We start from the raw sequence: 23047 nt of genomic DNA, 5'->3' as shown, positions 1-23047 counted from the left end.
GGCGTGCGAATAATTTCTCTCCTACCTAGTGCAACAGAAATGATTGCTGATTTGGGACTGGCAGACAGTCTGGTTGGAATTTCGCATGCCTGTGACTATCCTGCAGAGATAAAACACTTACCTCGCGTTACCTCCTGCAATGTTCCAAAAGACGCCTCTTCTATCGAAATTGATCATTTTGTTCGATCAGAATTACAAAATCAAAATGCTCTCTATATCCTAGACATCGACCAGATAAGGTCTCTCAATCCGGACCTTATCATCTCTCAAGCCCTGTGCGACGTCTGTGCTGTTGATGGGCGCGATGTAGAAAAAGCACTGAGTAATTTACCTGAGCATGTCCAGCTCATCAATTTTGAACCTTTCACGCTTGATGATGTCTTAAATACTTTGCTCATACTGGGCGAGGCGACCGCTCGTGAGGATTTGGCGAAAAATTTATATGAGGACTGCCAGGCTCGTATCCAAAAGGTGAGAGAGCGTCAACACGGCGCGCGACCCTCTATGGTTCTATTAGATTGGGTCGACCCCCCTTTTATCAGCGGGCACTGGATGAGAGATCTCATACAATTTGCGGGCGCTGACAGTTGTTTTGATCTTAATGAAAAACCATCTTTCTCCTGTGATTGGGATGCTCTCATTCAAGCAAAGCCAGATCATCTCGCAATCGCTTGCTGCGGATTCGATATGAAGCGAACTCTGAATGAAATTCTAACATCAAATGTATATTTCCAGTTGGATATTTTAAATTCCAACGGCACGAAAATTCATCTTTTTGATGGCAATCAATTATTCTCAAGGGCCAGTTTGCGCCTTGTAGACAGCCTTGAATTATTGGCGCATTCTCTTTTCCCAAAAAGGCACCCTTTCACTCTACCGCGAGGGGTTGATATTCCTGTAGGGCAGTTACCATGGCAAAAATAAGTAAGACCATCATTCCGACTCTGTTCGCTACTCTTTCCAGCCTCGCGATGCCAGAAGACGTGAAGCCAAAAGGCGTGAAACCAACACGGATTGTATCTCTTGATTATTGTGCCGACCAATATGTGCTCGGCCTTGCAGAGCGCTCTCAAATTGCTGCTGTCTCTATGGAAGCCTCACTCTCGCACTCTTATTATAAGGATAAAGTCGAGTCGATCCGTCAAATCAGGCCCTCAACGGACCTCATTCTATCTCTCAATCCTGATCTAGTGGTGAAAAGCTGGGCTGGTGACCGCAACCTATCGATCAGCCTCGCCAAGTTGAATGTCCCTCTTCTTGAAATCTCTATGTCGGAAGATCAAGCTTCACAGAAAAAGACCATCTATGATATTTCCAAACAAAAAATATCCATGATAGCTGGTCGGTTCGGCCATCATGAAAAAGCCGCTCAATTGCTCACAAATATTGAAAACGACTTTAAAGCGTTGAAAGCCTTTAAACCAGTAAAAGGCCAAGCCCTTTATTTAACACCTGGCGCCTTTTCTACTGGCGATAAGACATTGATGAATGAGATTATTAAGCTTGCTGGTTTTCAAAACTATATGTCCCAGCTGGGATATACAGGGTGGCAACCAATTCCTTTAGAACGCATGGTTGAAAAGGCCCCCGACATTATGATCACTGGATTTTACGATGTGGCTTCTGCAGTAAATTTCAATTGGGGCATTGCCCGGCATGATTTTTTTGAAAAGAAACTCAATGCCGTGACAAGAATTGACATTCCTGGCAGTTATTTATCTTGCAGTGGTCTCTTTGCCATACCCGCAGCCAAATACCTTCGTGATCAGTATAACCAAAAGGAAGATCAATGACCCGCCTGCATATTATTAGTGGTTTACTCTTGCTCATCATGGCACTTTTTTCGCTTCAATTTGGCGCCGTTGACCTTTCGTTTGTAGACCTTGCTTCGGCTCTCACAGGAAAGGCAGAAGAGACGACTGCCCTGATCATATTTGAGCTTAGAATTCCGCGTCTTTTGCTGGCACTCTTTGTAGGTGCAGGGCTCGGTATTTCAGGAGCCGCTCTACAGGGGTTGCTGAGAAACCCCTTGGCTGACCCTGGTGTTCTTGGCATATCTGCTGCTAGCAGCATGGGGGCGGTCTTGGCCATCCATTACGGCCTAACAAGCCTGTTTTCTTATGCGTTGCCTCTTGCAGCTATGCTCTCCGGTTTTTTGGCGACCGCTGCTTTATTCTTTATCACTCGAAGAGAAGCCAGTCATTTAACAATCATCTTACTCGGGGTCGCTATCTCTAGCCTTTGCGGCGCGATGACCTCTTTACTTATTAGCTTTGCTCCTTCGCCTGTAAGTATGCAAGAGATGGTGATGTGGATGCTTGGATCACTAGAAAACCGCTCCCTTACAGATGTTTATCTAGCAGGTCCTTTCATACTCATCGGGATGATAATGATCTTCTGGCAACGCAGACCTCTCACCAGTTTAACTCTCGGAGAAGATGTTGCTAAATCAATGGGCGTTGATACAGAAAAAACAGCTTTGATGATCATTTTGGGAAGCGCCTTAATTGTAGGAGCAGGAGTGGCCGTATCCGGTATTATTGGGTTTATTGGACTAATCACCCCGCATATTGCGAGGCCCTTTGTGCAGCACGATCCAGGCAAAACTCTGATCCCCAGCGCCCTTATTGGAGCTTTACTTCTTGGCTTTGCAGATATTCTTGTCAGGCTGCCTGGCTTTTATTCTGAGCTACGGATTGGCGTAGTTACAGCCTTCATTGGAGCCCCCTTCTTTTTGTGGGTTATCTTTAAGACAAGGCGGGAGATGCGCTGATGATTACTGTTCAAAACTTGTCAGTTTCTGTAAACAATACAGTCTTGCTGAAAAATATTTCATTGGAGATCCCTGCTGGCAAACTCATCGCTTTAGTTGGTCCTAACGGTGCTGGTAAAACATCTCTTATGAAAACATTGATTGGACTTCATGACTTTGAGGGTACCATCAAGATAAATTCCGTGCCTTTGGACGCCGTTGATCCAGAGCACAGAGCAAAAAAAATAGCCTATATGCCTCAGGGCACAACAATACACTGGCCTATGACAGTGGAAAATATTGTGGCCTTGGGTCGATACCCCCATGGAATGACTGAACAAAAAGATAAATCTATTATAACAGATGCCCTCGAAACAGTAGGCATCACAGCTCTGAAAGACAGAATTGTCACAACCCTTTCTGGAGGGGAAAGAGCCCTCACTCTGCTGGCGCGCACTTTGGCGACAAAAGCCGACTGCTTGTTAATTGATGAACCTACTGCCAGCTTAGATCCACGACACCAGTTGGATGTTATGGCTGTTTTTCGCAGACTAACCGATCAAGGTAAGACCATCATCGTTATCTTACATGATTTACACCTTGCACAAAGATTTGCTGATCGTTTAATTCTTCTTGATCAAGGGCGGCTTATTTCAAGCGGACCAGCTTCTAAAGCTTTATCTGCTCATAATTTAAAACAAGTTTATGGTTTAATTGAAGGCACTGATGGTTTTGAAGCTGTTGACAGCTAAGGTTCCCTGCTCCATCATTCTATTAGTTAAGGGAGTGGTGCATGAAAAAATTTCTCATAGGTTTATCCGTCGTTCTTCTTCTATTAGTAGGAGCAGGACTTGTCTTTGCGCCGACCATTAAAGGGCCTGGAATTCTTCATGTGCTTGGCTTTGGCGGCGATCCAGTGTCTAACGAAGAAGCGACGCGCAGTTTAAAAGTCCCAGAAGGAATGAAAGTCCATGTCTTTGCGAGTGCCATCCCCTATGCGCGCGTTATGCGGATTACCACTCGGGGGGACATGCTGGTAAGCTCTACGCGAGAAGGTACCATTACGCTTCTCCATAAGGACAGCAATAATGACGGTCAAAGTGATGGCCGAGAAACATTACTCTCTGGTCTTGATACACCGCATGGTATTACCCTAAAAGATAACTGGCTTTATGTTTCAGAAGTTACCCAAATCCGGCGGTTCCCCTTTGATGCTACACAGCGTAAAATCACTGGGGATCCTCAACTTATCCTCAAAGGTCTTCCAGAAGGTGGTAATCACAGAACCAGGACGATAGATTTTGGACCCGATGGCAGATTATATATCTCAATTGGATCAAGCTGCAATGTCTGTGAGGAAGAAAATCCTTTTAGAGCCACCATTCTCTCTACGGATGCCGTCGGCAAGGATGTAAAAATTTTTGCGACCGGTCTTAGAAATTCAGTAGGGTTTGATTGGAAAAAGCAAGGATTTGGATTTGATCGTCTTTTTGCCACAGATAATGGTCGCGACCTCCTTGGTGATCAAACACCTAACTGTGAATTAAACATCGTTCAAGAGGGTTTAGATTATGGCTGGCCTTATGCCTATGACAATGGGGTCCCTGATCCTGATGGAGGTGCCAATTATCAAGAAAAAGCTGCAAATTCCATTCATCCTTACCATGGCTTTGGCGCTCATAGAGCCCCACTCGGCATAAGGTTTCTAGACGCGAATACCACACGAGAGGATTATAAAGATGTTGCCCTTGTTGCATTGCATGGCTCTTGGAATAGCAGTAAATTAGTCGGCTATAAGGTGGTGAGCTTGCATATCAATGATCAGGGGGATCTTGAAGAGCGAGATTTCATGACTGGCTTCTTAAACAGGGATGACACTGTCATAGGGCGCCCTGTAGAAATTATCCAAGACGCTGAGGGCCGAATATACATCTCAGACGACTTTGCGGGAAAAGTATACAGTGTGAGCTGGGGAGACCTGACGCCTAAAACATCGCCTGTAGCCGATAAAAAGTCTGCCGCAGCGCAACCACAAGCCCTCCCCGATAGTAATGATCCTCTCAAAGATATAGCGCCTGAAGAACTCTCGAGAGCACAGCAGGCAGGGATGATTACATTCATTGCGAATAATTGTGCAGCTTGTCATGTTCAATCAGCGGCAGCAGCAGGTCAATATAAGCCTTTAAAAGATTTGAAGAAAAAATACTCGATCGACATGCTTTCATTTTTCTTGAAAAATCCACCAAGCCCTATGCCTCCCCCTAATGTAGATGCTGCAGGGCGACGGGACCTGGCAATCTATCTTCTCTCAATTTCAGGGGAAGGGGAGTAAGCGAATTTCTTATGAAGAACATGCAAGCCGCTTAGGCAGTCCCGAGCTTTCCGACGAAAGGAAGCTCCCGGTAGCGGAAACCAATGTCCATACCATAGCCAATAACAAAAACATTCGGACATTCAAAACCAATATACTCTGGTCGAGTAGCAGTTTCTTTGCCGTTAGATTTATCTAGCAGGACAACAGATGTCACTTGATCAGCCCCAAGACGGTAAAAATGGTCTTTTGCTTTTTGTAGAGTACGCCCTGTATCAAAGATATCGTCAATGATCAAAACATGACGCCCGGTTACAGGACGGTTACTAGCGGCGATTAAATCGACAGTCCCCGCCTGCGAGTTTCGTTGCATATGTATGAAATCCATTTCCAACACAACACCCCGACTGGACAAAGCCCGAACAAGATCGGCACCGAACATAACGGCCCCATTCATAATAACTTGAGCCAAAGGCTCTTCATCATCGTCCATCCATTTAGAGAGAAGCGTTGCCAATTCTTCAACGCGCTCAACAATTTCACCTGCTGTAAATAAAGGCTCTACACCTTCATGGGCATTTTTCGCCCGCCCCCAATCAAAGAATGGATCCATCCTCTTATGATCCTCCTTGATCACCGAACAAAGGTTTTACAGCCAAACTATTCGCATTATCAGGCACTGGCCACGGCGAAATAGTCTCATACTCCATCCGTCCACCACGGGATAGAATTCTCCCTTCGCCTTTCACTTCAAAACGCCATGATTTTATCACCACTCTATTCAAGTCTCTGACTTGCGCTTCGAAGGCAGGGACAGTGATAGCATAGTCCCCATTGTTCTGAATGCGGCCTGTGATCTTTAGAAAGCTTTGACCGTCTCGCTCTACATATTCAGTTTGGGGATCTTCAACGAATAAACCTTGTTGAACATCTGAGGGTTTCGGCGACAGGGTCAAACCGTCCTTTGCCAATTCATCTTTTAACTGCTCTTCAAGAGCTGTGGTATCCCCGCCAGAATCCATTTTATCATAAATCACTTTAGAGGCTGGCCACCAAGCCATAATCGTCTCACGCGGCACAAAGAAAAAGCCTGCGACGCCGACAACCCACGCCAGAAGCATAGTCCATATGAAGAAATTTTTTACGATTGATTTGCGGCGTGCGACTTTTCGTTCATATTCTTTCTTTTGGCGCATACGATGCTGCATAATTGGATCATCATCCTCACCGCCAAGATATTTCTCCATAAGTTCATCAGTCGATAAGCTAGGCCCTTCTTCACCCGACGCCTCGTCTAGAACACTGACATCAAATTCAGCGTTCGCATCTTCTGTATGTTCGTTCGCCCCTTCAAGAAGAGCACCCAAATCACTTTGTTGATCGTTGCTTGATTGTTCGGTGACAGCTTCTGAGTAAGGAGGATCTTCTACAGTGTCTTCAACACCAGCTTCAGCCAGCATCGCCTGCCGAATGGCTTCTGTTTGTGCACGTGCCTGATCAGCAGGCATGGCAGGCGGCATGGGATTTGACGCTGGGCGCGCTGTCCGTTGTAAAGCAGCTTGAGGATGATCCAATTCTGAAGGCTGAGCTGGTCTGGGCTGAGGAGGGCTCTGAGGCATAGCAGGACGCTGCGCTTGGCGTGGCGGCGTAGCAGGCTTAATATCTTTAAGCGTCGCATGCCACACGTGAGCACAACTAGCGCATCGAACTTTTCGACCCTCGGCAGTAATAGCACCCTCGGGTACTTTAAAACTGGTCTTGCATGACGGACATGCCAAAATCATAAAAGTCACCCCATTACTCTAAAATATTTTTCTCAATTCATATCCTAGTAAAGATCATTAACTAAACACATCAATAACTTAATACTAAGTTATGATAGCACAAATGTGCAAGCTAATCCTGCTTTATTTTTGTGTGGAAGCTGTTTATGCTGACAAGCAATTACGGTTTAAGCAGTCATAAACACTGAAATAAATATTTCTACCTTATGATTTTAGCTTTTTTATAGGGGAACTCAGCGTGATAAGCTTTGAAAATGTTGGCCTGAGATACGGAATGGGGAAAGAGGTCCTAAAAGATGTGAGTTTCACGCTCAAGCCAGGGTCTCTTCATTTCTTGACGGGACCCAGCGGCGCAGGAAAAACCTCTTTGTTAAAACTCCTCTATCTGGCCAAGCGTCAATCTCGAGGATTGATTTCAATCCTTGGTAAAGACCTCTCTGCTCTTGACCGGTCTGAACTGCCTCGCATGAGACGACGCATTGGTGTCGTATTTCAAGATTTTCGCCTGTTTGATCATTTATCAGCCTTTGATAATGTTGCTCTTCCCCTACAAATCAAAGGCGCCAAGAAATCTCAAGTGGCCGACTATGTAGGAGAACTTCTTAACTGGGTTGGTCTACAGGACCGCATGCACGCAAAACCGGCAACGCTCTCTGGTGGTGAAAAGCAGCGGGTTGCCATTGCACGCGCTGTCATTAATAAGCCAGATCTATTGTTGGCAGACGAACCGACGGGTAATGTGGATCCCGAGATGGCCATGCGGCTCATGCATCTTTTTGAGGAGTTAAATAAGCTTGGAACGACCATTGTCATCGCCACCCATGATATGGGAATCGTTAAAGAAATAGGTGCTCCAACGCTGCGTCTTGATGACGGTAATCTCACCATATTACCAGGCACCAAAGGGCCTTACATTAAGACCAGCCAACCAGCATGGAAGAGGACATAATATGTTTGGGCCTGCTTATGATTTCTTACCAAACAAGCACCGCGGCGAAGGCCTATTGCCATGGGTAATTGCCGTGATGATTTTTCTCTGCGCACTCTGCCTTGTGCTCGGTGTTGCCATCGGACGAGGCCTGGAAGGATGGTCCAGCAATCTAGCAACGCATATGTCCGTTCAAATTGTGGAGGCCGATCAACGTATCCGAGCCCGCGATACAGACGAAGCCCTGCGGATTGTTCGTGCAACCCCTGGGGTGATCTCCGCTGATGTTTTGGCAGAGAGTGAAACAATGGCCCTTATTAAACCATGGCTAGGTGACATTCCTGCCGAAGCAGACCTACCGATCCCGACAATGATTGACATTAAACTACAGTCTACAGACACAGCAGTCATTGCTAGCATAAAAGATAAACTGCAGGCTGGCGTAACATCCGCACGAGTTGATGATCACCAGGAATGGATGGGCCGCATACTTGATCTGGCTGATTTGGCACGATTGCTCTTATCTTCAACTGCTGCTCTTGTTATTTTATGTACCATTGCCATTGTCATCTTTGGGTGCCGAACAGGGCTCGCTACTCATAAAAAAAATATTGAAATCATGCATATGATAGGGGCTGAAGATCATATCATTGCACGGACATTTGAACGCAAATATTGGCGCCATGGTTTTCTAGGGGGCTTGATCGGTGTTGCTTTCGCGTCACTGGGGCTCTATGGCTTAAGCGTCTTAGCCAGCCGTTTAGGAGAAGGACTTATGAATAGTATCGCTCCGAGTGATAGTGATTACTATATTTTATTAATACTACCCCTTGTCTCCAGCATCATTACCATGGTTACTGCTGGAAGTACCGTCCGCAGTGCGTTAAAGAAAATGATGTAGGTTTTCCCATGAAACTCTTCCTTGCCCTACTTAAAATGCCTTGTTACGCCTGTGTCATATGGGCGCTTGGCTTTGGACTTTATGTCTTAAATATTCCTTTCGATAGCGATCAATCTTCTTCCCAGCCCGCAGACGCTATCGTGGTGTTCACGGGTGATTCAAATCGATTAAAAACGGGGGTTGCCTTACTGACGGCTAAACAAGGAAACCGCCTCCTTTTCTCAGGTGTGAACACGGCCGTAACCCCACAAACCTTGATTAGCCTTACTGAGGCTGACCCAGCCTTGTTTGAATGTTGTATTGATCTTGGGTTTGAAGCTGAGAATACTCTCGGAAATGCACTTGAGACAAAAAAATGGCGAGAAAAAAATAATTTTAGCACCCTGTATTTGGTCACTTCTGATTACCATTTACCCCGAGCAATGCTGCTGATGAAAAAAATCGATCCAAGCGGAGCATATAAACCCTATCCCGCAGAATCAGACGCGCCCCTTGGTTATTTTGTTAGAGAATATAATAAATATCTGATCACACTTCTCCAAAATAGTAGTACACTTGCGTCAACCCACCCTTCTGATCTTTCAAAAAAGATCAGTGATCAGCGTATATAAAAGAAGCTTTCTATGAAACGTTTTTCACCTATCATTCTCATCATTCTCGCGATGGCTATTATTTATACAGGCGTTCGTTCTACCGTCATCACCAATGCAGAGAGAAGCCTAAGAACTGCTGTTCGTTCTCTTGAGGACCAAGGGTATACATTTCGCTTCGACAAATTAGAACAAGGAGGCTTCCCCTATAGAATTGCGTTAACATTTACTGATGTCTCGCTCACGGACACATCTAATACTATAGAGGGCACTGCTGATGAAATTGTGCTAATCTCTCATATCTGGACACCCAATCATTGGCTGCTCAACGTCAAGGGTCTGAGCTTGGACCTGCTGGACCGGGGAATCTCACTTTCGGATGATTTTGTGGCTATCAGCCATAAAGTATACGATGATGGACGTACGGTTATCGTTGCCGACAGTCAAGAAGCTGGCGATTTTATTCTTAAGAGGGCCCCTGGCCTCACTCAATCAATGACAGCGGAAAATTGGGTATTCTCTACTGTTTTACCGGCGAAAAGACAAGCTAGTGACAACCTATACGAAGCAACAATTGCTGACTTTAGACTTCAAGTTGCAGGTGGTGAAATTGGTGACGGCAAAGCACCCCACGAATATATTGCTGGGTTAGAGATAACGGGCAGTCTTACGGGCGAAGGTCTAACCCGCTGGCAAGAAAAACAAGCCGTCCAATGGTCCAGCAACGGTGGCCTAATCGATGTAAAAACTTTTAATATTTTAGTGGGCCGAAAGGGACCCAATCAAGCTGCCCTAGGCACAAGTGGCACGCTTTCTGTAGATGCCCAAACAAACCTTCTTGGAACTTTTTCTGTAAAAGCTCAAAATATGAGTTACTGGTCAAAGATATTTGAGAGTTCAAACCTATTCCCTCGTAGAGGCAGTCTGGCACACATCCAAAGTTTGCCTGAAAAAACTGAAATTGGCATCATGATGCAAGGCGGAGCGGTCTTGATAGCGAACAGGCAAGTGGCCCTGACAGATCGTTTGTTTGACTAAGAAACGTCGATAAAGTCTGCCAACGTCTCGGGCTGATATTCGGCACAATATCGGTCATAGGCACGCACCCATATATCCTCAAATACTGTGAGAGGACGCGAGTCATCAACTGCTATTTTACGGTCGGCGTACCGCTCACGAGCCAGTGTCTGATCCACCCTTAAAAATATCTTATAATCAATGAGATCAACGAGCGATTGTTTATACAAAAAGACACCTTCAATGATGGTTATGGTGAAACAGTCTTTAGACGCTTCAAGGGCATCTGCCACTTTATTATAGTGAATACTATTGTCATAGTAAGCTTCAAAAAGGCTTTCGGAAAAGGCACCCTTTGCATAAGCGTCATAGACTATTTTTTGCTGCGCTAAATTGTTGAAGTCGTCAATATGAAGAAGGTTGACGCTCTTCCCTGTTTCTATCAATATTTGCTGGAGCTTTAAGGCATAAGTGGTTTTCCCAGCACAGTCCAATCCATTGACCCCGATCACATAGGGGGCACTCTGGTTTTGGAGAATGGTGTTCCTATCAATCATTAGCCTTCAAGTTGAGTAAAGTCGGCAACCTTATTCACATTTGCGACAAAGGAAGCAAGCAATGCCAGCCTATTCTGCCGCTCAGAATCTACCTCACTATTGACCATGACATCTTCAAAGAATTGATCAATCGGACCGCGAAGCGATGCTAAGGCCGACATAACAGCTGCATAGTCTTCAGAGTCTAAAGAGGATGCCACCGGCGTTGCTGCCGCTTCCAAAGCGTCATAAAGCGCGGCTTCAGCCTCAGTTGTGCCTTGACCTGCAAGGCCGTTTTCTGCTGCAGCTTTTTTCAGGATATTATTCGCCCTTTTATATCCGGCCACCAAATTAGAGCCGTCTTCGGTAGCTAAAAATGATTGCAACGCATTCACACGATTCAGAATGTCCACAAGATCATCGCCCCCGAGAGCAGCAACAGCATCGATGACATCAAAGCGAACGCCCTTTTCTTTCTGCTGAACTTTAAGACGATCCATGAAAAAGGCCAGAAGATCATCAAGCGGTGCAAGATCACAAGAAAACTCACATTTCACGGCTTCAAAACTAGGCGCGAGATTTAAACGAATATCATTCTCTGTAATCAACCGAATAACCCCAAGAGCAGCACGGCGGAGGGCATAAGGATCTTTCGACCCTGTTGGCTTTTGTTCTATGCCAAAGAATCCGACAAGTGTATCAAGCTTCTCTGCCAAAGCGACCGCAATAGAAACCGGAGCACTAGGGCAGTCATCGCTTGGACCTGCTGGTGCATAATGATCGCGCAGTGCATCTGCAACGGCTTCACTTTCTCCTTGTTTCTGAGCATAATATCGTCCCATGACCCCCTGCACTTCTGGAAATTCGTAAACCATATTTGAGGTCAGATCCGCTTTAGAAAGTTCTGCGGCCCGGACAGCGTCTGATGCGTCTGCACCGCACCTCTCAGCGAGTGAGCTTGCGACAGCTTTCATCCGCTCCACACGCTCATGCACAGTGCCAAGGTCAATATGAAAAATAATTTCTTTCAAGGCGGGAAGTAAATCGTCTAAACGCCCTTTCAAGTCTTGCTCCCAGAAGAATTTTGCGTCTGCAAGACGGGCGGCAATGACACGAGCATTGCCCTCTGCAATAGCAGTGCCCCCGTCTGTCGCTTCTAAGTTAGAAATGGTGATAAAATGCGGGGCAAGTTGACCCTTCATATCTCTAAGAACAAAGTATTTTTGATCTTTTTTCATGGTTAAGATCAAAACTTCTTCAGGCACGTCCAAAAAGGCGGGATCAAAACTACCCATCAAAGGCACAGGCCATTCTACCAGACCTGAGACTTCTTGTAAGAGGCCTTTGTCTTCTACCCATGTCAGTCCCGTGTCGCTTGCAAGGCTTTCTGCGGCCTCTGCAATCATCGCGGCACGATCCGATGGGCGCAGCATCACTTTATGAGCCAGTAATTTAGCTTCATAGTCAGCAAAGTCGGCAACGTCAAACCATTCAGGCGCAAGGAAGCGGTGGCCGAAAGTTTTGGTCGATGACGTTAGCTCGTCAAGCGAAAGTTCAACAGCTGTCCCTCCGTATAAACAGAGAATATTTTGTAACGGCCTAACCCAGCGCAAGTTTCCGGCACCCCATCGCTGTGACTTAGGCCAAGGAAAATTCCTGATTATTTTTGTCAAGGCCGCTGCAATAACTTCTGTGGTTTGCACACCTTTTTTCTCAATAATGGCAAAAAGAAATTCACGGCCTTTGACCTCGCGGATTTCACAATCGTCGCGAGTAACACCCGCACCGCGCAAGAAGCCTTCAACAGCTTTTTCCGGGGCTGCTGTCGCTGGGCCTTTTCTCTCTTCACGAGTATCCGGTGTTTGCGCCGGTAAGTCTCTAACCACCAAAGTTAGACGACGGGGGGTTGTAAAGGCATCCATAGCTCCAAAAGTGAGGCCTGCTGCTTTCAATTCATCTGCCATAAGACGTCTAAAGTCTTCTCCAGCTTTCTGTTGCATACGCGCTGGAATTTCTTCAGAAAAGAGTTCTATGAGTAATTCTTGTGTCATTATTCTTCTCCCCATCCATTCTTTTTCAGATAGGCAGCACAGCAGCCTTTTGCTAAATCTCTGACACGCCCGATATAGGCTTGACGCTCCGTCACAGAAATGACACCCCGTGCATCCAACAAGTTAAAAGTATGCGAGGCTTTAATACACTGCTCATAAGCTGGCAGCGGCAGATCGGCCTCAATCAACTTAGAACATTCTTCTTGGGCATTTTTAAAAGCGGCAAATAAAAAGTCAGTATTCGCATGATCAAAATTATAGGCGGACTGCTGTTGCTCGTTCGCGAGATAAATATCTCCGTATGTAGTTCCGGAACCGTTATAATCTAGATCATAGACATTATCCACACCTTGTACAAACATGCATAGGCGCTCTAATCCATAGGTAAGTTCTCCAGATACAGGTTTGCAGTCAAAGCCTCCAACTTGCTGGAAGTAAGTAAATTGCGAGACTTCCATCCCGTCACACCATACTTCCCATCCAAGTCCCCAAGCCCCAAGGGTAGGACTTTCCCAGTCATCTTCTACAAATCGAATATCATGAACAAGCGGATCGATGCCAATGGCTTTCAAAGAGCCCAAGTATAGATCTTGAATGTCTTTTGGGCTTGGTTTTAAAATGACCTGAAACTGATAATAATGCTGCAACCGCATAGGATTTTCGCCGTATCGCCCATCGGTAGGACGGCGGCTAGGCTGTACATAGGCTGCATTCCAATCATCAGGCCCTAAGGCCCGCAAAGTTGTGGCAGGATGAAAAGTTCCAGCGCCCATTTCCATATCATAAGGTTGCAAGATATTACAGCCATACTCTGCCCAATAGTTTTGAAGCGTGAGGATCAATTTCTGAAATGGCATATCGCTTTTCTTATACGTAGACATCTGTCTCTCTTTAATTCTTTAAATGATTTATTTTGTAATAATGATTGGCGCACCATCTGTCACTACAAAAGTATGTTCAAACTGAGCCCCAAGCCCACCTTTATCCAAATGAAGGGTCCAGCCGTCTAAATCTTCCACATAATCACGACTATGCGTTGTCAAAAAAGGCTCTACTGTGATGACTTGGCCTTTTTGGAGTTTCTTTCTAAGGCCCCTCTTATAGACATTGGGAATTGTTGGTTCTTCATGAATAAAGCCCCCAACACCGTGTCCCGTTAGACCTTCAATGATTTTATACCCACCTTTGCTTGCGACTTTTTCCACAGCCTTGCCTACCGCATTGATCGGTTGCCCAGCTTTAGCAGCCATCATCCCTTTAAACTGCGCTTCTTTCGTTGCGGCTAAAAGTTTTGCCTGCTCCTCTGAAGCTTGACCGACAACGCGACTGGCTCCTAAATCGCCGAAATACCCATCCTTCATGCCAGAAACATCAATATTGATCATCTCTCCTTCAACCAGAGGTCTCTCATCTGGGATTCCATGAGCAACAGCGGTTCCTACGGAAATGCATGTCTGACCTGGAAAATCATATGCCAAGATCGGGGCAGAAACACCGCCAGCTTCTTCAAACATTTTTGCGGCAATCGCATCAAGTTCAAGCGGGGTGATCCCTGGGCGCACGGCATCCAGCATCCGATGCAAAATATCTCTGCAGAGATGGCCAATTACAAATAACTTTTCAAGCTGATCATCATTTTCAATAATCATAATTATATCCCTATATTTCGTGCTTCGTTCATAGGGTACAGGCCGAAAAAGGTCAAGGAATGCTTGAGGCAAAGCTTAGGCTTGCTTATAAGAACCCCATGATAGATTCGTTTAAACAATTGCAACAACTGCACCCTTGGCCAGATGTTTCTGGCCTGTCTGCGCATAACTTTACTCTGGGCGGTGGTGGACGAGAAGTGATTGAGCGGGAAATCGAAAAAATTAGACGGACAAAACACGGAACTGAGCCTATTTTTATGGTAGAAATTGGCTGCTTCATGTGTGCCTCAACCCGTCGTTGGCTGGCAAAATTTGATACCCTCCATATCGTAGGCGTAGACCCTTGGCCAGAGTCATTGAAAGAACAAGTCAAAAAATATGTGGACAGACCATTATTAAACCGACTGTATCCGCACGCAGAAGATCAGACTCGATTTGTTGAAGATATCCGAAATCAAGGCCCGAAAGAGACAGGCCTCGCGAACATCCAAGCTTATCAGGATCGTTTTATTCCCGTCCAAGGTTATTCCCCTGATGCCCTCAAGGGCATCGCAGATACAGGCTTTGTCCCTGACCTGGTCTATATTGACGGTGCGAAACAGCCAGAAGACCTAGAAGGCTGTTATGAGCACTGGCCGACTGCAAAAATTACTGGAGATGACTGGCACTGGGGACGCAACTATGGCTATCCCATGCGCAAAATTGTCAAAAAATTCGCTCTGAAAAATGATTTTGGCATAGAAGCAAATTGGGCGACATGGGTACTTCACAAAGACCAAGACAGTAGCCTGTTGATCCAAGCAGCTCATCGCTCAGACCTCTTCAAACTTCAGGCCCTTGCAACTCGTTGTCACAAAAACATCGATTTTGAAGAAAAGCTTGGCCGTCTTCTCGTGATCTATGACGAAACAAACTTGATTGCAGCAGGATCCGTTGCCCACTCATCCATAGAAATGACTCTCATCGATCCTCTTTTTGAATCCCGTGCTGCCCCCCTTCTTCTCACTGCTTTGCACGCGACTATACAATCTTGACCCCGCAAAGGTCGCAGAAAAAGAGCATGAAAGGGTCTGTCAAAAGTCTTGATTGAGGCTGCTTCTTTTCAAAATGAAATGCTTCCTTTAAATTTACCGTTTTAATTCGTCTATTTACACCTTTCCCTTCAGAACTATTTTAATAAGTGGTCCCTGTCAGAAAGACGAGTATGAGCCTTATGAATATCAGTTTATCCCATAAGCCAGAAATCTTTGATTTTTCTCGGAAAGATCTTTCAAAATTTGAAGATGGATTAGAACTTTTTGATTGGTGGCACAAAGCCCGAGAAAGTAATCCATATCCCTCTCGTGATCAATTCAGTCCTTTTAAGTTCGCTGCCTGTTTACCCAATATATACATTCTAGATGTGGCACCTGATATTATGGACTTTACAGTAAGGCTAGTCGGCACCAAGGTCAGTGAAAATTATGGATCCGATGCTACTGGACTAAATCTCAAGGTGATCCCTAATCAGGAAAAGGTCATTGAACGGTTAAGTTCTATTGTAAAAAGCGGTGCCCCTGCTGTAATCTTTGACCATCCTCTTTATTGGTCAGAGCTCAATTACAAAAAATTCGATATCCTCCACCTTCCTCTCGGTGACAGCCAAGAGAAACCGACAATGATCATGTCAGTCTTACAATTCAAATATTAGTTAGAAGAAGCTGTAAGGATCAATATCTATCTTAATCTTCACGCCTTTAACTGTGCCTATCGCTGCAATCCATTCTTTTACCAATGGCTGAACGGCTGTCTTCTTAGAGGCATGCAAAAGCAATCTGTACCGAAAATGGCCTCGTATTTTTGTCATAGGTGCTGGCGCTGGACCCATCACTTTTACCTGATCTGAATGCGGTGCTTTAGCTGCCAATTGTCGTCCAACATCTATTACTTTTTTAACATCTTCCCCTGATAAGATAAGCGCGACAAGCTTACCAAAAGGAGGCATCGCATACGTACGGCGTGCCTCAATTTCTGCCGCCATGTAGGTCGCACCGTCCCCCGTCAGCAGAGCTTGAACAACGGGGTGTTCCGGCTCGAAACTCTGGAGATAAACGCGCCCCTTACGTTCTGCCCGACCAGCCCGCCCTGAGACTTGCACCAATTGCTGATACGTTCTCTCTCCAGCACGCATATCACCGCCCCGCAAACCTAGATCAGCATCAATAACCCCGACTAGAGTTAACTTGGGGAAATGATATCCCTTGGTAATCATCTGGGTGCCAATGATAATATCGATCTCGCCCGCTTCGATTTGAGCGACAACAGCTGCCATTTTACTGACGCTGGTCATTGTATCAGAAGCCAGGACTGCGACTTGTGCCTCAGGAAAGAGCGTCACAACTTCTTCACCCAAGCGTTCAACCCCAGGCCCACACGCAACCAGACTATCTTCCGTTTCACAGTCTGGACATGCTTCAAGAGTAGGCATGTCAAACCCACAGTGATGACACTGAAGCCGTTGTCGACCCCGATGCTCCACAAGCCAAGCACTACAGTGAGGACATTCAACACGGTGTCCGCACGTACGACATAAAGTCAGCGGGGCATAACCACGTCGGTTTAGAAAGAGTGCCGTCTGATCACCTTTGACCAAATTCTCTGTAATCTTTTCCATTAATTTTGGGGAGAGCCATTGCCCCGCAGGCGGTGCATCAATACGCATATCAATCGCCTGAATATCCGGCAGAGTTGCAGATCCATGACGCTCTAAGAGAGTTAAATGGTGGTAGCGCTCATTCTTAACATTGATTAAACTTTCCAATGAAGGTGTCGCGGAAGCAAGAACAACAGGACAGTTTTGTAGGAAAGCCCGGGTCACAGCCATATCCCGTGCATGGTACATAACTCCCTCTTCTTGCTTAAAGCTAGGATCATGCTCCTCATCAACAATGATGAGGGATAAATTCTTAAAAGGAAGATAGAGACTGGAACGCGCCCCAACAATAACTTGAACATTTCCCTTACCTGCCGCGCGCCAAACACGCCTTTTCTCTGCTGCGCCAACATCACTGTGCCACTCAGCAGGTTTCACACCAAATCGATCTTCAAATCGACCAAGCCATTGACTGGTCAGAGCAATTTCAGGAAGAAGGACCAGAATTTGAGCTGACTGATCCTGCTCAAGAACATCTGTTATTGCCTCAAAATATACTTCTGTTTTTCCAGATCCTGTAACCCCTTCCAGCAAAAAGCACTCATATGTCTTCTGCCGCAATGTTTTGATGATAGCATCTGAGGCCGTCTGTTGTTCTTCTGATAGTTTAGGGTGCTCACCTCCCCTTAGTTGGGCAGTCTCGAAGGGGGAATCGAGAGGCAAGTCTATACTATCCAAAAGACCTTGCTTTATCATTGCTCTGATGATCGACTGTGAAACACCCGCTTGCTCAGAAGCCGCTGAGATTGGCATTGGCGGCAAGCCATTTAAGGCGTCTACAACTGCCCTTCTTTTTTCAGTTAAACGATGAGCAGATAAATCATGAAGCAGTGAAACATGCTGTAGCATGGGGCGATGATCAAACCTTTCCACGCCGTCTTTGCCGCCGAAAAGCCCCAGACACATCTTCATCACATTGCCCTTTGGAGAAATTGTATATGTTGCTGTGAAGTCGACTAGCCTTCTAAGGCTTTCTTCCATAGGCGGTGAATCTAACACACGCAGAATAGATTTTAATTTGTCATCTGGAAGATGATTGTCACTGCCTTCTAGTGCCCATACCACACCGACAAGACGTCGCGATCCAAGAGGCACTTCAACATAACTGCCGAGTTCAATTTTGCAAGTTTCAGGGCAAAGATAATCATAGGGATCAGAGAAAGGCAGAGGCAGTAATATTGAAAGGCGCTGAATGCTGGATCCAAATAAATTTTCCTGAGACGTCATGTTGAATATCATTCCTTTTTTCTTTTGATGCCACGAGACAAGAAAACTCTCAAGACTATCCTTGCAAAAATTTCATTTTCAGAGTAGGACCAAAAGCATAAATCTTAAGGGTCTTAGAGAATAACCTTTGACAATACACCCTACTAAGGAGCCAACCATGAAGTTCTTTTTGGACACAGCCGACATCAACGACATCCGCGAAGCAAATGCAACAGGCCTACTTGACGGAGTAACGACCAACCCCTCTCTCATCAAGCAAGCCGGCCGCGACTTTTTCGAAGTTATTGCAGAAATCGCAGCGGAAGTAGATGGCCCTGTCTCTGCTGAAACTACAGCTCATGATCATGAAACAATGATGAAGGAAGGTCTTAAATGTGCTGAGATCGCTAGCAATATTGCCGTTAAAGTACCTCTCACTGTTGATGGGCTAAAAACATGTAAAGCCCTGAGAGAGCGTGACATTATGGTGAATGTTACCCTTTGCTTTTCAGCCAATCAGGCGCTGCTTGCTGCGAAAGCAGGCGCAACTTTCATTTCTCCATTTGTAGGACGTCATGATGATGTTGGCTTTAATGGCATGGAACTGATTGAAGACATTCGCTTAGTTTATGATAACTATGGCTTCGACACTCAAATTCTTGTTGCTTCAGTTCGTCACCCTGCGCATGTACTTGAAAGCGCGCGCATTGGTGCAGATGTTGCCACAATGCCTTGGGGAGCAATGCGCAAACTCTTTAATCACCCACTTACTGATAGTGGTCTAAAGGGCTTCGATAAAGATTGGGCTGCAACAGGGTTTTCTATTCTTTAAAGACCCTTTAAATACCCTTCTAAAAACGTCTGCAATTTTGCAGGCGTTTTTTTGTGGTTCGCTATGATGCCAGTCGATGCCCATCCAATTTGCCAAATACTTGCAAACAATGTAGGATTCCATTTGGGATATGAACAAGGGTTGGAATTGGGCAATGAGTACACACGAAAATTTACCGGAAGTTATTCGAAAATTTATCACATCTTATAATGAAAAAGATGTGGATGCGATGATGTCCTGTCTTCACCGAGAAGCAGAATTTGAAAATATTTCAAATTATTTTGCAGCAATGAACTGGAAAGGGCATGATTCTATCAGAGCGCTTGCCGAAAGTAGTGCTGCAGCTTTTGCCAGCAGAAAACAAACTGTCCTCATGGCTGTTGTTGAAGGCGACAAAGTTGCACTCCAAGTAGAGTTTGCAGGCGTCCCCTTAGTGGACTTACCTAATGGCATGAAAGCCGGAGAAGCTACAATTTTACGCGGCGCGAGTTTTTTTACACTTAAAGATGATAAAATCATTTCTCTCTCTGATATGAGCTAAGACTTTTTCTTTCCAGTCTTGCGATCTACACCATTCTATGACAGGTTATGCACACATAATACATTGGGTAGGGAGTCGTAATGTCTGAGAATATTAAACAGCCATCCATGCTGGATGCGCTCATTCCAGTTCTATTTCTAATTTTATCACTTGCAGCATCAGTCTATCTCTATGGGGAAGATAGTTCCTATGGTCCAAACCAGATTGCTCTCGTCATGTCAGCAGCTATCGCTGGCCTCATTGCTTACAAAAACGGCTTGAAATGGGACGCCTTACAAGAAGGGCTTACGGCAGGTATACAAATGGCCATGGGCGCTATCCTCATATTATTTTGTGTAGGAATGCTGATTGGCAGTTGGATGCTTTCAGGCACAGTTCCCACAATGATCATTTACGGCATTGAATTGTTAAACCCCTCCCTATTTTACCCTGCAGCATGCTTGATATCTGCAATTGTTGCCATTTCGATTGGATCCAGCTGGTCAACAGCAGGGACGGTGGGTGTCGCTTTTATCGGCATTGCCTCTGCTCTGCAGTTAGATCCTGCAATCACTGCTGGTGCTGTTATCTCTGGGGCCTATATGGGAGATAAATTATCCCCTCTTTCTGATACAACAAATTTAGCGCCGGCAGTAGCAGGCACTGAACTTTTTGCACATATTAAACATATGTTATGGACCACAGTTCCGGCTTTCATTATCGCCATGATCCTTTTCTCATTTCTAGGATTTGGTGCAGAAGGCGTTATTACGGATCCTACTATTGATACAATAAAAGCAACTCTTTCTAGTGAATTCCATATCGCGTGGTATATGCTCTTCCCTATGGTTGTACTTCTTGTGATGGCCAACAGAAAAATTCCTGCTCTTCCTTCTGTCATCGTAGGGTCTTTAGTTGGCGTGATTTTTTCTCTCCTTTTCCAGCAAGACGCTGTCTTAAAAATGGCCAATACGAGCTCTATCTCAACTGGTACGGCTTTAGAATTTATGAATGGATTTTTTGTTCAACTGAAAGGTATTTGGAGTGTTCTTTTTGGCGGATTGAACATTGAAACAGGCGTTTCTCAAGTAGATAGCCTCATCAATAAAGGCGGTATGGCGTCGATGAATAATACCGTCTGGTTAATCATCTCAGCAATGGCATTCGGTGGTATGATGGAAAAGGCCGGTTTAGTGAATAAACTGGTTCAATCAATTTTGGCCCGAGTCTCGACTGTGCGTGGACTGCTTGCCAGTACTCTTGCAACTGCCTTTGGCACCAACCTTATCGCCTCTGATCAGTATATGTCTATCGTGATGCCAGGCCGAATGTATAAGGCAGAATTTGAAAAGCGAAATTTAGATTCACGCAATCTATCTCGCGCGATTGAAGATGCAGGAACCGTAACATCTGCTCTTATTCCATGGAACACTTGTGGTGCCTTTATGGCCGGAGCTCTAGGGGTGGCAACAATTGACTATCTACCTTATGCTTTCTTCAATATCTTTAGTCCAATTGTCGCTCTTGTCAGTGCATGGTTCCTTTTCAAAGTGATTTTTGTCAAACCTTCACCAAAATCAGAAGCAGCAGAATAAAATACAGCCAAGGCTCCCTTTTGGGGGCCTTTTTCTATTATTAATCATTAGTGTTCCTTGGGAGGGATGGTCATGAGTGAGAATAAAATAACCGAAACGAAACAAACCACGAGTATAAAAGATGTGGAACAGCTGGGTACCTTTGCAGCAATTGCAAGCCTGTCTTATGTCTTTTGGATTTGCGGTGGCATGGAGATTGTCGAGCGCCTTGCTTATTACGGAGTTAGGTCTCTTTCAAGCCTTTATGTGACTGACAGCGCAGCAAATGGGGGCCTTGGCCTGCGTCCTGCTGACCTTGCCAATATCTTTGTTATCTGGGCTTTAGTACAAACTTTTGTCCCTGTCCTCACAGGGGGGCTCTCAGATCGCTATGGCTATAAGGAAACCATCTTCGCCTCAACAGTTTTCAAAATCTTAGGCTATCTGCTTATGGCGTGGTTCCCAACCCCTATGGGTTTTTCAGCCGGTGCTGTTGTCTTGGCCTTTGGTACGGGGATTTTCAAACCCGGCTTGCAAGGGACAATCGTCAAATCAACTGATAGAACAAATAGCTCCATAGCATGGGGGGTCTTCTATCAAACAGTAAATATAGGGGCCTTTATCGGCCCCCTTATTTCTGCACAACTGCGTCAACTGGCCTGGGAAAATATTTTTTATGCATGCGCCGCTATCATCAGTCTGAACTTCCTTCTCCTTTTAACTTATAAAGAGCCAGACAAAGAAGCGCGCCTAGCCCGTAGAGCTAAACTTAAGGAAAGTGGCGAAAAAGAAGCATCCCTTTGGAAAGCAAGTTTAGTAGAGCTGAAAAACCCCGTGCTCTTATGGTATATTCTACTCTTCTCTGGTTTTTGGTTTATGTTGATGGCCTTTTGGGATATCGCGCCACTCTACTTCCGTGATTGGGTAGATACAAAAGTATTAGTGAATGATCTATTTGGCGCAGAAGGGACCAGCAATCCTGTGGCCATATTCGCCATGGGCATGTCTCAAGACGGCAAAACCATCAGCCCAGAAGGTTTGGTGAATTTAAACGCCTTCTTAATTTTATCCATCTGTTTCTTAGTGGCTGGATGGAGTGCCAAACTGAAAGCCGTTTCAAGCATGGCCCTTGGAACATTTCTAGCTTCAGCGGCCCTTCTCTTATTCGCGGGCGCAAATGCGGCATGGGTCATCGTTGCTGCAATTGTCTGCTTTTCTTTCGGGGAAATGTTATCATCACCGAAATGCAGTGAATATCTAGGCAATATTGCTCCCCACGACAAAAAAGCTATGTATCTTGGTTTTAGTCAATTCCCCATAGGCTTTGGTTGGGTTCTAGAGAGTAAAGTTGGCCCGACACTTTACGGCGCATATTCTGATAAGGATACCATCGCTCGAGAGATGCTAAATACACAAGGTGTCGATGCCAGTGAAAAAGCTGTCCCAATTGGTGAAGCTTTTCAAAAACTTGTTGAAGTTACAGGCCAAAATCCTGATGTGTTAACTGCTAGCATGTATGCTGCAAATAATATTGGCACAGTTTGGTATGTGATGGGGGCTGTTGGGCTGATCACCACATTCGGCCTATATGTTTATGGTAAATGGACCTATCGTTTTGCCATGCAGCTAGAAACGGAAGCAGCCAAAAGCTAAAGTCTTAAAGTGAAGAGAGAAAACGCTGCCCTTGGCGGCGTTTTTTTTGTC

The 23047-nt window shown here is 45.3% G+C and carries 23 protein-coding genes; 15 read left to right on the top strand and 8 right to left on the bottom strand.

The window, feature by feature from the left end:
* Window positions 1-3 precede the first annotated feature (3 nt).
* Genes QGN29_RS06295 through QGN29_RS06275 form a run of 5 tightly spaced genes read left to right on the top strand, consistent with a single transcriptional unit; the run spans window position 4 to window position 5084 of the window.
* Entirely contained in the window at window positions 4-924 is a 921-nt protein-coding gene (locus QGN29_RS06295) for an ABC transporter substrate-binding protein (protein WP_310799847.1), read from the top strand.
* On the top strand, window positions 912-1793 hold the full coding sequence (locus QGN29_RS06290) for an ABC transporter substrate-binding protein (protein ID WP_310799846.1): 882 nt from the start codon (window positions 912-914) through the stop codon (window positions 1791-1793). Before QGN29_RS06295 ends, QGN29_RS06290 begins: the two co-directional genes overlap by 13 nt.
* Window positions 1790-2773 carry a FecCD family ABC transporter permease gene (locus tag QGN29_RS06285; RefSeq protein WP_310799845.1) on the top strand — a complete coding sequence of 328 codons (984 nt, stop codon included), beginning with the start codon at window positions 1790-1792 and terminating at the stop codon, window positions 2771-2773. Before QGN29_RS06290 ends, QGN29_RS06285 begins: the two co-directional genes overlap by 4 nt.
* Window positions 2773-3504: an ABC transporter ATP-binding protein gene (locus QGN29_RS06280; RefSeq protein ID WP_310799844.1), complete on the top strand. Its 732-nt coding sequence runs from the start codon at window positions 2773-2775 to the stop codon at window positions 3502-3504. The genes QGN29_RS06285 and QGN29_RS06280 overlap by 1 nt, the downstream gene beginning before the upstream one ends.
* Before the next feature lie 41 nt (window positions 3505-3545).
* Complete coding sequence (locus tag QGN29_RS06275; RefSeq protein WP_310799843.1) at window positions 3546-5084, top strand: PQQ-dependent sugar dehydrogenase; 1539 nt, start codon at window positions 3546-3548, stop codon at window positions 5082-5084.
* Window positions 5085-5115: 31 nt separating this feature from the next.
* On the opposite strand, the gene QGN29_RS06270 is transcribed toward QGN29_RS06275, so the two are convergent.
* Together QGN29_RS06270 and QGN29_RS06265 are read right to left on the bottom strand one after the other, a co-directional pair.
* A complete protein-coding gene (locus QGN29_RS06270) occupies window positions 5116-5676 on the bottom strand; it encodes a phosphoribosyltransferase (protein ID WP_310799842.1) in 561 nt (186 codons plus the stop codon).
* 4 nt (window positions 5677-5680) lie between these two features.
* A complete protein-coding gene (locus QGN29_RS06265) occupies window positions 5681-6847 on the bottom strand; it encodes a zinc-ribbon domain-containing protein (RefSeq protein ID WP_310799841.1) in 1167 nt (388 codons plus the stop codon).
* A gap of 238 nt (window positions 6848-7085) precedes the next feature.
* Between QGN29_RS06265 and ftsE the strand changes: the two genes are divergently transcribed.
* Genes ftsE through QGN29_RS06245 form a run of 4 tightly spaced genes read left to right on the top strand, consistent with a single transcriptional unit; the run spans window position 7086 to window position 10304 of the window.
* On the top strand, window positions 7086-7796 hold the full coding sequence (gene ftsE / locus QGN29_RS06260) for a cell division ATP-binding protein FtsE (protein ID WP_310799840.1): 711 nt from the start codon (window positions 7086-7088) through the stop codon (window positions 7794-7796).
* Window position 7797: 1 nt separating this feature from the next.
* Complete coding sequence (locus tag QGN29_RS06255) at window positions 7798-8676, top strand: cell division protein FtsX (RefSeq protein ID WP_310799839.1); 879 nt, start codon at window positions 7798-7800, stop codon at window positions 8674-8676.
* An 8-nt stretch (window positions 8677-8684) separates the two neighbouring features.
* Complete coding sequence (locus tag QGN29_RS06250; RefSeq protein WP_310799838.1) at window positions 8685-9287, top strand: YdcF family protein; 603 nt, start codon at window positions 8685-8687, stop codon at window positions 9285-9287.
* Between the two features lie 12 nt (window positions 9288-9299).
* On the top strand, window positions 9300-10304 hold the full coding sequence (locus QGN29_RS06245) for a DUF2125 domain-containing protein (protein ID WP_310799837.1): 1005 nt from the start codon (window positions 9300-9302) through the stop codon (window positions 10302-10304).
* On the opposite strand, the gene QGN29_RS06240 is transcribed toward QGN29_RS06245, so the two are convergent.
* Genes QGN29_RS06240 through map form a run of 4 tightly spaced genes read right to left on the bottom strand, consistent with a single transcriptional unit; the run spans window position 10301 to window position 14519 of the window.
* The gene (locus tag QGN29_RS06240; RefSeq protein WP_310799836.1) at window positions 10301-10840 is read right to left on the bottom strand and encodes a nucleoside/nucleotide kinase family protein; all 540 of its coding nucleotides are present in this window, start codon (window positions 10838-10840) and stop codon (window positions 10301-10303) included. The two genes, QGN29_RS06245 and QGN29_RS06240, sit on opposite strands and share 4 nt — an antisense overlap.
* Window positions 10840-12870: a glycine--tRNA ligase subunit beta gene (gene glyS / locus QGN29_RS06235; protein ID WP_310799835.1), complete on the bottom strand. Its 2031-nt coding sequence runs from the start codon at window positions 12868-12870 to the stop codon at window positions 10840-10842. The genes QGN29_RS06240 and glyS overlap by 1 nt, the downstream gene beginning before the upstream one ends.
* The gene (locus QGN29_RS06230; protein ID WP_375164649.1) at window positions 12870-13751 is read right to left on the bottom strand and encodes a glycine--tRNA ligase subunit alpha; all 882 of its coding nucleotides are present in this window, start codon (window positions 13749-13751) and stop codon (window positions 12870-12872) included. The genes glyS and QGN29_RS06230 overlap by 1 nt, the downstream gene beginning before the upstream one ends.
* Before the next feature lie 27 nt (window positions 13752-13778).
* Window positions 13779-14519 (bottom strand): type I methionyl aminopeptidase, encoded by a 741-nt coding sequence (gene map, locus QGN29_RS06225; protein ID WP_310799834.1) that lies wholly within the window; start codon window positions 14517-14519, stop codon window positions 13779-13781.
* 98 nt (window positions 14520-14617) lie between these two features.
* Between map and QGN29_RS06220 the strand changes: the two genes are divergently transcribed.
* Window positions 14618-15553 (top strand): class I SAM-dependent methyltransferase, encoded by a 936-nt coding sequence (locus QGN29_RS06220; RefSeq protein ID WP_310799833.1) that lies wholly within the window; start codon window positions 14618-14620, stop codon window positions 15551-15553.
* Between the two features lie 170 nt (window positions 15554-15723).
* Window positions 15724-16209: a PAS domain-containing protein gene (locus tag QGN29_RS06215; RefSeq protein WP_310799832.1), complete on the top strand. Its 486-nt coding sequence runs from the start codon at window positions 15724-15726 to the stop codon at window positions 16207-16209.
* Here QGN29_RS06215 and QGN29_RS06210 read toward each other — a convergent pair whose 3' ends face one another.
* Entirely contained in the window at window positions 16210-18438 is a 2229-nt protein-coding gene (locus QGN29_RS06210) for a primosomal protein N' (RefSeq protein ID WP_310799831.1), read from the bottom strand. It lies immediately after the preceding gene.
* A 157-nt stretch (window positions 18439-18595) separates the two neighbouring features.
* Between QGN29_RS06210 and fsa the strand changes: the two genes are divergently transcribed.
* The 3 genes from fsa to nhaC all read left to right on the top strand — a co-directional run bounded on the left by fsa (window position 18596) and on the right by nhaC (window position 21364).
* Window positions 18596-19249 carry a fructose-6-phosphate aldolase gene (gene fsa / locus QGN29_RS06205; protein WP_310799830.1) on the top strand — a complete coding sequence of 218 codons (654 nt, stop codon included), beginning with the start codon at window positions 18596-18598 and terminating at the stop codon, window positions 19247-19249.
* A 154-nt stretch (window positions 19250-19403) separates the two neighbouring features.
* On the top strand, window positions 19404-19790 hold the full coding sequence (locus tag QGN29_RS06200; RefSeq protein WP_310799829.1) for a nuclear transport factor 2 family protein: 387 nt from the start codon (window positions 19404-19406) through the stop codon (window positions 19788-19790).
* Window positions 19791-19870: 80 nt separating this feature from the next.
* Window positions 19871-21364, top strand: coding sequence for a Na+/H+ antiporter NhaC (nhaC, locus tag QGN29_RS06195; RefSeq protein WP_310799828.1), 1494 nt, complete (start codon window positions 19871-19873; stop codon window positions 21362-21364).
* A 47-nt stretch (window positions 21365-21411) separates the two neighbouring features.
* Here nhaC and QGN29_RS14525 read toward each other — a convergent pair whose 3' ends face one another.
* A complete protein-coding gene (locus tag QGN29_RS14525) occupies window positions 21412-21474 on the bottom strand; it encodes a hypothetical protein (RefSeq protein ID WP_510805600.1) in 63 nt (20 codons plus the stop codon).
* A gap of 13 nt (window positions 21475-21487) precedes the next feature.
* Here QGN29_RS14525 and QGN29_RS06190 point away from each other — a divergent pair, with 13 nt between their 5' ends.
* The gene (locus QGN29_RS06190) at window positions 21488-22996 is read left to right on the top strand and encodes an MFS transporter (protein ID WP_510805599.1); all 1509 of its coding nucleotides are present in this window, start codon (window positions 21488-21490) and stop codon (window positions 22994-22996) included.
* Window positions 22997-23047 lie beyond the last annotated feature (51 nt).

It is taken from the genome of Temperatibacter marinus (assembly GCF_031598375.1).
Taxonomy (GTDB): Bacteria; Pseudomonadota; Alphaproteobacteria; order Sphingomonadales; family Kordiimonadaceae; genus Temperatibacter; species Temperatibacter marinus.
The sequence above is the reverse complement of the archived record's forward strand: the minus strand, read 5'-3'. Positions and strand labels throughout refer to the sequence as shown.